Origin of the sequence: Prevotella heparinolytica (assembly GCF_002998535.1) — a bacterium.
GTDB classification, from domain to species: Bacteria; Bacteroidota; Bacteroidia; order Bacteroidales; family Bacteroidaceae; genus Bacteroides; species Bacteroides heparinolyticus.
This window is the reverse complement of sequence record NZ_CP027234.1, coordinates 371,683-384,971: the sequence shown is the minus strand read 5'-3', so window position 1 is coordinate 384,971 and position 13,289 is coordinate 371,683. Positions and strand designations below refer to the sequence as shown.

The 13,289-nt window shown below is 46.8% G+C and carries 10 protein-coding genes; 8 read left to right on the top strand and 2 right to left on the bottom strand.

Annotated elements, in window-relative coordinates:
- Positions 1-44 precede the first annotated feature (44 nt).
- Entirely contained in the window at positions 45-1,532 is a 1,488-nt protein-coding gene (locus tag C3V43_RS01495; RefSeq protein WP_106068302.1) for a TolC family protein, read from the bottom strand.
- A gap of 713 nt (positions 1,533-2,245) precedes the next feature.
- On the opposite strand from C3V43_RS01495, the gene mce reads away from it, so the two are divergent.
- From mce to C3V43_RS01460, 7 genes are all read left to right on the top strand, one after another.
- Positions 2,246-2,659, top strand: coding sequence for a methylmalonyl-CoA epimerase (gene mce / locus C3V43_RS01490; RefSeq protein ID WP_106068301.1), 414 nt, complete (start codon positions 2,246-2,248; stop codon positions 2,657-2,659).
- Between the two features lie 76 nt (positions 2,660-2,735).
- The gene (locus C3V43_RS01485) at positions 2,736-4,289 is read left to right on the top strand and encodes an acyl-CoA carboxylase subunit beta (protein WP_106068300.1); all 1,554 of its coding nucleotides are present in this window, start codon (positions 2,736-2,738) and stop codon (positions 4,287-4,289) included.
- Between the two features lie 31 nt (positions 4,290-4,320).
- Complete coding sequence (locus tag C3V43_RS01480) at positions 4,321-5,253, top strand: OadG family transporter subunit (protein WP_106068299.1); 933 nt, start codon at positions 4,321-4,323, stop codon at positions 5,251-5,253.
- 25 nt (positions 5,254-5,278) lie between these two features.
- Complete coding sequence (locus C3V43_RS01475) at positions 5,279-5,719, top strand: biotin/lipoyl-containing protein (RefSeq protein WP_106070400.1); 441 nt, start codon at positions 5,279-5,281, stop codon at positions 5,717-5,719.
- Position 5,720: 1 nt separating this feature from the next.
- Entirely contained in the window at positions 5,721-6,881 is a 1,161-nt protein-coding gene (locus C3V43_RS01470; protein WP_106068298.1) for a sodium ion-translocating decarboxylase subunit beta, read from the top strand.
- 170 nt (positions 6,882-7,051) lie between these two features.
- A complete protein-coding gene (locus C3V43_RS01465; RefSeq protein ID WP_106068297.1) occupies positions 7,052-8,404 on the top strand; it encodes a tetratricopeptide repeat protein in 1,353 nt (450 codons plus the stop codon).
- A 112-nt stretch (positions 8,405-8,516) separates the two neighbouring features.
- Positions 8,517-10,367: a glycoside hydrolase family 13 protein gene (locus C3V43_RS01460; protein ID WP_106068296.1), complete on the top strand. Its 1,851-nt coding sequence runs from the start codon at positions 8,517-8,519 to the stop codon at positions 10,365-10,367.
- A 387-nt stretch (positions 10,368-10,754) separates the two neighbouring features.
- Here the strand turns inward: C3V43_RS01460 and C3V43_RS01455 are convergent, their stop codons facing one another.
- Positions 10,755-11,762, bottom strand: a complete 1,008-nt coding sequence (locus tag C3V43_RS01455) for a class II fructose-bisphosphate aldolase (protein ID WP_106068295.1) — start codon at positions 11,760-11,762, stop codon at positions 10,755-10,757.
- A gap of 348 nt (positions 11,763-12,110) precedes the next feature.
- Between C3V43_RS01455 and C3V43_RS01450 the strand changes: the two genes are divergently transcribed.
- Positions 12,111-13,283, top strand: coding sequence for a glycosyltransferase (locus C3V43_RS01450; protein WP_106070399.1), 1,173 nt, complete (start codon positions 12,111-12,113; stop codon positions 13,281-13,283).
- The last annotated feature ends 6 nt before the right edge of the window (positions 13,284-13,289 follow it).

The following is a 13,289-nucleotide window of genomic DNA, read 5'->3' as shown; positions in this document are numbered from 1 at the left end:
AAGCAGGAGTAAGTTTCACAAAAAAAGAATACAGACAAGTCTGCCTATTTTCTTATGATATCTTCAAAATCGGCTTCCAATTCCGTGTCTCGTTCAAAATCCCACAGTGTCAAGCTACGGAGTTGATACAAATAATACCAATAATCATATAGTTCGGAAATATGTTTTTGACGGGCTTCATCTTTGGAATTTTGCGCATCGTTCAAGTCGAGCGTACTGATTTTACCAATCATGAAAGTTTCCACACTTGTCCTATAACGCTTCTCGGCAATGACATCCGCTTCCTCGGCAATACTTAATTGCTCTGCCTGATTATTGAACTTGGCCACCAACAAGAAAATATCTTGATTGAAATCCATCTGTTCCTGCCGAATCCTTGATAGGACAACTTCCCGATTGCTCTTTGCCACCTGCACTTTGCCGCGTCGCTTACCCCAATCGAGAATCGGTATTTTAACCCCCACCTGTACTATTTGATTATCAAGCAAATCCCGATAGGCAGCCGACAGTCTCTGGTTCTGCCCGGTATATCCCACACTGGCGAACAAATCAACACTCCTCAGATTTCCCCGCGCTGCGGCCACCGCGTAATCGGCCTCCAACTGCCGGCGACGTATGTTCTGCGCAAACGAATTGCGTTCCAAGGCCTTATTCAGCACACGGTCGTACTCCATATTAATATCGGGAACGGAAGCCGGAAGCACAGGATTTAAATTTTCCTGTTCAGACACCCCGAGGAAAGAGCGAAGCCGGAACATCTTAGCATTCAGATTGCTTTCCGCCTCTGTCACATCGGCCTTGCCTTGCAGTGCATTCAGCCGGAGCTGGAGCAAATCATTTTCCGAAATCTGCCCCATCTTTCGCTTGGCTATGGCCACTTCGTAAAGGCGGTCGGCATTTGCTTTGTTCTGCCTTGCCGTAGCAAGTGATTCTTTGGCCAGAAGTAACTGGAAGAAGTAGGTGATGGCTTTCATTGTCACTTCCTCCGTGGCGGTAACAAAAGCGGCCTTGGCCTCTGCATAACGCACCGGCTCGATACGGCGGTTCCATTTCAAATTGTTTACCCCGAAAATGGGCTGTTTCAGTTCAAGGTTCACAGGCACAGACATAAATTGCTTGGTGCCTCCGGAGCCTAATTGCCTGATAAAATTAAGAGATGAAGTCAGCGACAACCGCCCTCCCGTAACCCAGATATTCTGATCGATAGAAAATTTTCCCGACAGGCCCAGTGTATTGTTACGCACAAAACCATAAGAACCATCAGAATTTTGATAAGTACTGTACGACTTATTATAATTAGGTAATGTTCCTATAAAATTTACTTCCGGTAGTAAATCGGCCCGAAAGGTACGATATTCCCAATAAGCCGTTTTCAGTTCATTCAACGCAACGGCGGCATCCACAGACTGCAAACGCGCCAAAGCAATGGCTTCCGTCAAAGTCATGTTGCGGTCATATCCCGCCGTATCGTTCTGTGCCATGATTGCCAACGGCATCCAGAGGCAAATTGCAAGTAAAGTCTTTCTTTTCATGTCAGGTCTTTAAAATAATCATTGACAAAAAAGGCAAAGACCATGCCAAGCAAGCCGGAGCGCACACAAACGGCATGGGTGTTCGTTTTCGGACACTCCGATTGTTCGTTTACGGACGGCCTTTGCAGCTTTTTCTCCCATTTTTCAGAAAATGAAAATCATTAATACACATCTTTTACAAGTAGGTATCCTCCGTATCAAGCCTGCGTTTTCTTCGTATAAGGACACCTTTACACGGCTTTGAAACGATGCAACTCCTTCTTCCCTATCATAATTATCTGAATTCGGGATAAGAAGCGGGTCGACAACCTCACCCGGCGGCTTGTATTTTAGAGTCAAACTCCATTGGTTATCAGACATTCACCCCTTCCTTGTCAGACACTTGTGTCTGTCGGCTTGAACACTTGCCTCTGTCACGACAAAGGATTGCAGCTGTCAGACAGGGGAAGGGCGGTCGGTCTGAAAGGCTCTCTTCTCCCCAATCACCGTAAACCGGTGCATTCAGGAAATATCCGCCCGACAGGATCCACCCCCTCATCTTTAGCAAAAGCAACCACTTATCCCGAACTCAGATATAATTCTGCAAAGAATTGAATGAGCACCATTCTTCACGAATTATTTGGCGAAAAATTTCTTTATTAAGGAAGATTTTTCTTTCTTTGTGCTGTTTTACACCTTAAGAAACACTATAAGTAACATTAAATAATACAGTTATGAAGATTTCACACATTGAACATTTGGGCATCGCCGTTAAAAGTATCGAGGAAGCCCTTCCGTATTATGAAAACGTTCTTGGTCTGAAATGCTACAACATTGAAACAGTAGAAGACCAGAAAGTTAGAACAGCCTTTCTGAAAGTAGGCGACGTAAAGATTGAGTTACTGGAACCTACTTCTCCTGAGAGCACCATTGCCAAATTCATTGAGAAGAACAACGGAAACGGCGGTATGCACCATCTGGCATTTGCTGTGGAAGACGGCGTGGCCAACGTTCTTGCAGAATCTGAGGAGAAAGGCATCCGTCTCATCGACAAGGCTCCACGCAAAGGTGCAGAAAGCATGAACATAGCATTCCTGCATCCGAAATCAACGCTCGGCGTACTGACTGAACTCTGCGAGAAAGGATAGATTTATAAAGACGTCGCCGTCATAAATCATGCATCAGTATATCATAGTTTATAAATCATAAATCATTAATAAGAATATGAGTAATCAACTTGAAAAGATTAAAGAGCTTATAGACCGCCGTGCCGCCGCACGTATGGGTGGTGGTGAAAAAGCGATTGCAAAGCAACACGAGAAGGGTAAATATACGGCCCGCGAGCGTATATCCATGCTTCTCGATGAAGGAAGTTTCGAAGAAATGGATATGTTCGTAGAACACCGATGCACCAACTTCGACATGGAGAAGAAACATTATCCCGGCGATGGTGTAGTAACCGGCTGCGGAACAATCGAAGGTCGTTTGGTTTATATCTTTGCACAAGATTTTACAGTTTCTGCCGGTTCATTGTCCGAAACCATGTCTTTGAAAATCTGCAAGATTATGGATCAGGCCATGAAGATGGGCGCACCTTGTATCGGTATCAACGATTCAGGTGGCGCACGTATCCAGGAAGGCATCAACGCATTAGCTGGTTACGCTGAAATCTTCCAACGCAACATCCTTGCTTCCGGAGTCATTCCTCAAATCTCCGGAATCTTCGGCCCTTGTGCCGGTGGTGCGGTTTACTCCCCCGCCCTTACAGACTTCACGCTAATGATGGAAGGTACCTCTTACATGTTCCTCACAGGACCGAAGGTTGTTAAGACAGTGACAGGCGAAGACGTGAGCCAGGAAAATCTGGGCGGAGCCAGCGTTCACTCTACCAAATCGGGTGTGACACACTTCACCGCCAAGACAGAAGAAGAAGCTTTGGCTTTGATCCGCAAGCTGTTAAGCTATATCCCACAGAACAACTTGGAAGAAGCCCCCTATGCAGATTGCACTGACCCGATCGATCGTCTGGAAGATTCCCTGAACGACATCATCCCCGACAATCCGAACAAGCCTTACGATATGTACGAAGTAATCGGTGCCATCGTAGATAACGGCGAGTTCCTCGAAATCCAGAAAGACTATTCCAAGAATATTATCATCGGCTTTGCACGATTCAACGGACAATCAGTAGGTATTGTAGCCAACCAGCCCAAGTATCTGGCAGGTGTGCTCGACAGCAACGCTTCTCGCAAAGGCGCCCGTTTTGTCCGCTTCTGCGATGCTTTCAATATCCCCATTGTTTCGTTGGTAGACGTGCCGGGCTTCCTTCCCGGAACAGGACAAGAATACAACGGTGTCATTTTGCACGGCGCCAAGTTGCTGTATGCTTACGGTGAAGCCACTGTGCCCAAAGTAACCATCACTCTTCGCAAATCGTACGGCGGTTCGCACATTGTGATGAGCTGTAAGCAGCTCCGCGGTGACATGAACTATGCTTGGCCTACTGCTGAAATCGCCGTAATGGGTGGCGCAGGTGCCGTAGAGGTGTTGTATGCCCGCGAAGCCAAAGATCAAGAAAATCCGGCACAGTTCCTGGCAGAGAAAGAAGCCGAGTATACCAAGCTGTTTGCCAATCCTTACAATGCAGCCAAGTACGGCTACATCGACGATGTCATCGAACCGCGCAACACGCGTTTCCGCATTATCCGCGCCTTGCAGCAGCTGCAAACAAAAAAATTGTCCAACCCGGCCAAAAAACATGGTAATATTCCTTTGTAATCAGGCTTTTTACACTAAAACAAGAACGATTATGAACAAAACAAAAATCGGAATATTTCTTTCATTGTTACTGGTGGCCTGCCTTTGCTCTTCCTGCGGAGAACAGAAATCCAACAAAAAGCTATTGCTGAACGAAGTGCTGGTTAACAACGAAAGTAACTACCAAGACGACTATGGCGTACACAGTGCATGGGTTGAAATATTCAATAAATCATATGGCAGTGCCGACTTGGCCGGCTGCTACCTGAAACATTGGAGTCCGGGTAATGATACCGTTACTTATTTCATCCCCAAAGGTGATGTCCTGACACTGGTAAAACCACGCCAACATGCACTCTTCTGGGCTGACGGAGAACCGAGACGCGGAACATTCCATACCAACTTCAAGCTGGACACGTTGAATGTCAACTGGATTGGACTATACGACTCCGGCAAGAGTTTGCTGGATCAGATTATTGTACCGGGCAACACCCTTAAAGCCAATCAATCGTACGCACGCGTCAGTGACGCTTCATCCGAATGGGAAGTAAAAGGCGAAAGTGCAGACAAGTATGTGACGCCAAGCACCAACAACAAAACCATCGACAGCAATGCCAAGATGGAGAAGTTTGAGGAACATGACAACACAGGTATCGGTATGTCCATTTCGGCCATGAGTGTGGTATTCTTTGGTTTGATATTGCTTTACATTTCATTCAAAATCGTAGGTAAGATTTCCGTGAACCTCAGCGCACGCAATGCTATGACAGCAAAAGGTATCACCGACAAACAGGAAGCCAAAGAGAAACAACTCGGACAAGCTCCGGGCGAGGTGTTTGCCGCCATTGCCATGGCTATGCACGAAATGCAAAGCGACGTACACGACGTGGAAGACACCGTGCTTACCATTACGCGTGTAAAACGCAGCTATTCGCCATGGAGTTCCAAAATCTACACATTGCGTGAAACCCCTCACAAAAAGTAAAGTCACTTCGAAAAAAAATAAAACGATGAAAGAATATAAGTATAAAATTAACGGTAATGTGTACAACGTTACCATTGAAGATATTGAAGAGAACATCGCTCACGTGGAAGTGAACGGTACTCCTTACAACGTTGAAATGGAGCAAAAAGTAAAGTCTGCTCCCATTAAGCCCATAGTTCGTCCGGCTGCAACAACTGCACCGGCAGCAGCACCGGTTGCCCCGGTAAGTAAGCCGGCCGCAGTTTCTGCCGGTAAATCAGGAGTAAAATCTCCGCTTCCGGGTGTCATCCTCGACATCAAAGTAAACGTAGGCGATACGGTGAAGAAAGGACAGCTCATCATCATCCTGGAAGCCATGAAAATGGAAAACAGCATCAACGCCGACCGCGATGGAAAGATTACCGCTATCAATGTTAGTAAAGGAGACTCTGTTCTCGAAGGAACTGATCTCGTAATCATCGAATAATATGGGAGAATTTATCACATTCATAGGAAACAACCTTGCCGACTTCTGGACATACACGGGGTTTGCCAACGCAACGGGTGGACACGTGGCAATGCTCTTGATAGGTTTGTTCTTCATATACCTGGCTGTGGCCAAGGAATTCGAACCAATGCTACTGATACCTATCGGTTTCGGTATATTGGTAGGCAATATTCCCTTCAACATGGAAGCCGGATTGAAGGTCGGCATCTATGAGGAAGGCTCGGTACTTAACATTCTGTATCAGGGAGTAACTTCCGGCTGGTATCCACCCCTCATTTTCTTGGGAATCGGTGCCATGACGGACTTTTCCGCACTGATATCGAATCCTAAATTGATGCTGGTCGGTGCTGCTGCCCAGTTCGGTATCTTCGGTGCATACATGATTGCCCTTGCAATAGGGTTCGACCCCATGCAGGCCGGTGCAATCGGCATTATCGGTGGTGCAGACGGCCCGACGGCCATCTTTCTCTCCTCCAAGCTGGCTCCGAATTTGATGGGTGCCATTGCAGTGTCGGCTTATTCGTACATGGCATTGGTGCCGGTGATACAACCGCCCATCATGCGTCTGTTGACCAACAAGCACGAACGTCTGATCCGCATGAAACCTCCTCGCGTGGTTTCTCACACAGAGAAAGTGATGTTCCCGATTATCGGTTTGTTGCTCACCACATTCCTTGTTCCATCCGGTTTGCCTTTGTTGGGTATGCTGTTCTTTGGTAACTTGCTGAAAGAAAGTGGTGTTACCCGTCGCTTGGCCAACACAGCCAGCGGACCGCTGATTGATACCATTACGATTTTGTTGGGACTTACCGTAGGTGCTTCCACACAAGCATCCGAGTTCCTGACATTCGACTCAATCAAGATTTTCGGTCTGGGTGCTTTATCGTTTGTCATCGCGACTGCTTCGGGAGTAATCTTTGTGAAAATTTTCAATCTATTCTTGAAGAAAGACAATAAGATTAATCCGTTGATTGGCAATGCCGGCGTTTCTGCCGTGCCCGACTCTGCGCGCATTTCACAAGTAGTAGGTTTAGAATATGATTCTACCAATTATCTGCTGATGCACGCCATGGGGCCGAACGTTGCCGGCGTAATCGGTTCTGCTGTGGCAGCCGGTATCTTGCTGGGCTTCTTGATGTAATAAAAGATTTCCCACTTTATATTTTATCCATAATAAGGCTATCTCGACCTAAAAAGCGAGGTAGCCTTATTCTTTTGTTAATCTATCTCAAATAAATTACGAAAATTCCGTAGCAAATCTTCCTTTTATTAACTTGCAGGCAATTACATAATACCATAAAACCAAAAGACATGCGAAAACAACTTCTCTGCTTCTGCTTCTTCGCCTGCTGTGCCCTGCTATCGGCACAAAACATCAATTCCATTCAGGAGGCAATGGCCAATTATGACTATGAAACTGCTCTGATGCTTATCAATAAAGAAGAGGCAACCGTCCCGTTGCTCTATCAAAAAGGAAAGGCCCTGAAAGGATTGGGAGATAAGGACAAGGCTTTGGTCGTCTTTAGGGAAGTAGTGCTACAAGATTCACTCAATCCGCGAGCATACATCGAAACAGCCGAGTGCTGCAAATCTCTGGCCCGCTACGGCGAAGCGCTGGGATACTATCAAAGCGCACTAAAGCTGAATCCGGAAAACAAATACGTGCACCTTCAATATATCAGTCTGTTAATGAACATAAAGAGGTACCACGAATCTTTCCAAGAGAGCAATCTGCTGGCAATGAAAGACAGCTCCGCCTTTGTTCTTCATCTCAGAGCCGAAAGCATGGAGCAAATCTGCGACAACTCCAATGTAGACCGGGTAATAGATGCTTATCAGGACATACAGAGACGATACCCAGAGGACTATCTGTCGGCTGCCAAGCTGGGGAATATCTACATTGCCGGCCGGCAATTTGAAGACGCAATAAACATTACAGAGAAATACCGTACGATAGACTCTACCAATGTGCTTGTCAACAGGGTCAATGCGCAGGCTTACTGTCTAAACAAAGACTATCCGAAAGCGATACAAAGATACGAACAACTGCTGCAAGAAAAAGACAGCAGCTTCCAGACCTGCTTTTATGCCGGAATCAGCTACTACGCCATCGACAACTTCTATCCGGCACACGACCTGCTGGAGCGGGCACTCAAAGAAGACCGCACAAACGTAAACGTGCTTTATTACTTGGGGCGTGCCTGCTCCAAAACTTCGTGGAAGAAGGAAGGTGTGGCCTATCTGGAACAAGCCATTGCACTCAGCCTCCCCAGCGATAGCACCATGATACGCCTCTACGTGGGTATGGCAGATTGTTATAAAATGGCTGCTCAATATAAGGAACAAGCCAACACCCTTATAGAGCAATACAAAAAATATGATACAAACAACCACAAGCTGCTGTACAATGCGGCCCACATCTATTATTATTGGTTGAAGGATGCAGTAAGAGCCGAGCAGTATCTGGAAGCTTATCTGAGAACCCGCCCTAAGAACAAAAAAGAGATGCCGCAAGAGGTGGACAGCAACGGAACAGTCATTATCGGAGAAGACAATCGGTATAATGCCGCCGAAAAATGGCTGAAAAACATCAGAGAAGGCCGTAAAAAAGAGGATTTCTTCAAAGGAAAGGTAGACACGGCAAGGTTTATTCCTGTCAGATAGCCATATGTAGAAAACGTTTGCGTAATATTAAAAAGTATAATGACGGAGAAGACAAATGCTTTCTCCGTCATTTATTTTAAATTAGCACGAAATTAACCGTAAAGTTACTATCATGAAAACAGTATTCTCTATCCTTGGAGCACTATTGCTCACTCTTTCTACGTATGCAGCTATGAACGTAAACAAAATCGACCCTCCGTTCTGGTATGCCGGAATGCAGAATCCGGAGCTCCAGCTGATGGTATATGGCGAAGACATCGGAAATGCGTCGGTATTCGTCGACTATCCCGGCGTTTCACTGAGCAGCACCGTGAAGTTGGAAAGCAACAATTATCTGCTGGTTTATTTGAAACTGGACAAAGACGTGAAACCGGGCAAGATGACGCTCACCTTCAAGCAAGGAAAAAAGAAAATCTTGAAAGATTATGAGCTGAAGGCTCGCAACAAGAAAGGTCGTGAGCACAAAGGCTTCGATGCTTCCGATGCCCTGTATCTGCTGATGCCCGACCGCTTTGCCAACGGAAATCCCGACAACGACCAACTGCCGGGAATGGCCGAATACAAAGTAGACCGCAACGACCCTAACGCCCGTCATGGCGGCGACCTTGCCGGCATAGAGCAGCACCTCGACTACTTCTCCGACCTTGGCGTGACGGCCTTGTGGTTTACCCCCGTATTGGAAAACAACATGACCGGAGGTTCGTACCACGGCTATGCCACCACCGACTATTACAAAGTAGACCCGCGCTTCGGCACCAACGAAGAATACAAACAGCTGATTGAGAAGTCTCATGCACGAGGCATCAAGATTGTGATGGATATGATTTTCAACCATTGCGGCGTGGAACACGCATGGATTAAGGACATGCCGTCAAAAGACTGGTTCAACAACCCCGACCACGAAAAGAACTTCGTGCAGACCTCTTTCAAACTGACTCCCCATATCGACCCCTACGCTTCCAAATTCGACACGCACCAGATGAACGACGGATGGTTTGTGCCCACCATGCCCGACCTCAACCAAAAGAACCCGCACGTCTACCGCTATCTGGTGCAGAACAGTTTCTGGTGGATTGAATATGCCGACATCGACGGCATACGCATGGATACCTACCCGTATGCCGACTATGACGCCATGAGCCATTGGATGAAGGAGTTGAACGAAGAATATCCCAACTACAACACCGTAGGAGAAACATGGGTCACCGAACCGGCCTACACGGCATGGTGGCAGAAGGATTCCAAGCTTTCCGCACCGAAGAACAGCAACCTGAAAACCGTCATGGACTTCAGTTTCTTCGACAAAATAAACATAGCCAAAACCGAACAGACGGAGACTTGGTTCAAAGGACTGGACCGTGTGTACAACAGCTTTGTCTACGACTTCCTCTACCCCAACCCTGCCTCCGTGCTCGCATTCATCGAAAACCACGACACCGACCGTTTTCTCGGTGAGGGCGACAACCTGCCGATGCTGAAACAAGCCTCCACACTGTTGCTCACCACCCGCCGCATCCCGCAACTTTATTATGGAACGGAGATTATGATGACCGGTGTGAAGCACAAAAGCGACGGCTACGTGCGTAAGGACTTCCCCGGCGGATGGGCTGATGACAAAGCAACGGCATTTACCGCCAACGGACGCAGCAAGCTGCAAAACGAGTGCTATAACTTCTACAAAACCATCCTGAACTGGCGCAAAGGCAACGAGGTGATAGCCAAAGGCAGCATGGTACAATTCATGGTGCAGAACGGCGTATATGCCTACGCCCGCCAACACGAAGGGAAAACCGTATTCGTGATGCTCAACGGTACGGACGCTGAAACAAGCGTACCATTGAAGTTCTATAAGGAAATCTTGAAAGAGAATAAACAAGGGAAAGACATCCTCAGCGGCAGAACCATCACTTTCAGTGAAGAGTTGAAGATGGCAGCCAGAGAATCATTGGTCATCGAGCTATAAGATAAAGTCATCCGCTCGGTTTAACAATCCTTTTTCTTTACAAAGGAAAGTAGCGAAAAACTCCTCTCAAAGTTCCTCACCGAGGAACAAGCTACTCGACACCGAGGAAGAGGGTGTTCCTCACCGAGGAACGATGTCTTCCTCGGTGTCGGAGAAAATCTCGGTTATCAGGGAGGCTCAGGCCGGAGGAAGATATGGTATAAATTACATACAAACAAATAAGAGGCAAACATCCACCGGACTGCAACATGCCTATAAAGCAAGAAAATAAGTATGAACTAAGAGAGTGAATCAAAACCAAGTTTTTTGATTCACTCTCTTAGCATATAAAAAAAGAGCATGCCACTGCCGGCATGCCCCTTTCATTCTCTATGACGAATAGCTAACTTACAGCTGCGCCAATTTGTTGTCCGAGCCAAGCACGTTAACGATTTTATGCTTGTAGAGCTTCTCCATATTGTCGCGAGCCGGACCCAGATACTTACGCGGGTCGAACTCTGCGGGCTTCTCGGCAAATACCTTGCGAACGGCAGCAGTCATTGCCAAACGAGAGTCTGAGTCGATGTTGATCTTGCAAACGGCAGACTTGGCAGCCTTACGCAATTCTTCTTCTGGAATACCGATGGCAGCTTCCAGCTTACCGCCAAACTTGTTGATGGTATCAACTTCTTCCTGAGGAACTGAAGAAGAACCGTGAAGAACGATGGGGAATCCCGGAAGTTTCTCCATTACGGCATCCAATACGGCAAACTCCAGAGGAGGAGGAACCAGACGACCGGTAGCAGGATCTACATGGCATTGTTCGGGTTTGAACTTGTAAGCACCGTGAGAAGTACCAATCGAGATAGCCAATGAATCGCAACCTGTGCGAGTAGCAAAGTCAATCACTTCTTCAGGGTTAGTATATGTGTGGTGTTCGGCAGAAACCTCGTCTTCAACACCGGCCAATACGCCAAGCTCGCCTTCTACCGTTACATCGAACTGGTGGGCATACTCAACCACCTTCTTGGTCAATGCCACATTCTCTTCGTAGGGCAAGTGAGAACCGTCGATCATCACTGAGGAGAAACCTGAATCGATACAAGACTTGCAAGTCTCGAACGTATCGCCGTGGTCAAGGTGAAGAACGATTTCCGGATGTGCACAACCCAATTCTTTGGCATATTCCACAGCACCCTGAGCCATGTAGCGCAACAACGTTGCGTTGGCATACTGACGGGCACCCTTGGATACCTGAAGAATCACAGGAGATTTAGTTTCAACAGCAGCCTTGATGATAGCCTGCATCTGTTCCATATTGTTGAAGTTGAATGCCGGAATAGCATATCCACCTTTGATAGCCTTAGCAAACATTTCCTTTGTGTTTACTAATCCTAAATCTTTGTAATTTACCATTTTGTTTAAAGTTTATTGTTAGTGAATAAAAATTCTATGCAAAAGTAAGCATTATCCTTTAAAGTAAACCACCCGACCGGAATAAAAGTTCGGGCTCTCGCGACCAATTACATTCTATTTCAAAGCTATTGGCTTCGTTTAACAGAATATTGCAATCTCCATGTTACAAAAAAATGGCATTTTTCTGCTTATCACCCACCTTTTACTTACACGGTTCTATCAATAAATTTATCTTCAGCGACTGCTTTTTCCGAGTTTCTTTTCAGTCCCTAAAAAAAACTCGCCACCAAGCTTCCACTGTGGCGTTTTTTCGTACCTTTGTGCATCATAAAACGTTTCATGCCCAATATGGAAGCATTTGCATTAGAGAACTCTGAAAAAATACTGCTTGCCGCAACGAGCACGTTGTTCATCATACAGACCCTTTATTACTTTTGTCTGTACAATCGTATCCACCTCCGCAACCGTGCCGTGAAACGGGGAGACACGCATTTCACGCAAGAGTTTCCGCCCGTGTCGGTCATTATTTGCGCCCACGATGAAGCAGAGAATCTGCGCAACAACCTGATATCCGTATTGGAGCAAGACTATCCCTTATACGAGGTCATCGTCATCAATGACGGAAACACCGATGAAAGCAAAGACTACCTGACTTTGCTCGAAGAGAAATATCCGCATCTGTACCATAGTTTCATTCCCGAATCTTCCCGCTATATCAGCCGTAAGAAGCTGGCTGCAACACTCGGTATCAAAGCCAGCAAGTATGATTGGGTAGTATTCACCGACGCCGACTGCCGGCCACAAAGCAACCAATGGTTGCGACTGCTGGCACGCAACTTTACATCGCGTACTCAAGTGGTTTTAGGCTACAGCGGATATGAGCGGGGCAAAGGCTGGCTACATAAGCAGGTGTCTTTCGACAACCTGTTCATCTCCATGCGCTATTTGGGATTTGCCTTGGCTGGAAGCCCATACATGGGCATAGGGCGCAACCTTGCTTATAGGAAAGAGCTGTTTTATCAGCAAAAAGGATTTTCCGCCCACCTCAACCTGCAAAGAGGAGACGACGACCTATTTATCAACCGCATAGCCACAGCCAACAATACACGAGTGGAGACGGACGCAGACGCCACCGTACGCATGCAACCCGTCTGGCGGGCCAAGGACTGGAGAGAGGAGAAGATAGGATATACTTCTACGTCCTACCTGTATCACGGAATACAACGTTGGCTGGCAGGAGGAGAGACCTTTACACGTATGGCTTTCTATGTGGTATGGATAACCCTGCTCATCACCGGCGTGCTGCATTTTAACTGGTCGGTGGCAGGAATTGCATTCACATTTTTCCTGCTACGCTTCATCGTGCAGGCCATCGTCATCAATCAAACGGCAAAAGAGTTGAACGAGAAACGCAGATACTACTTCACGCTCCCCTTGTTCGATTTGTTGCAACCAATGCAATCCATGCGTTGGAAATTATACTGCCTGTTCCGCAAAAGAAGCAACTTCCTCAGAAAGTGAAACCTC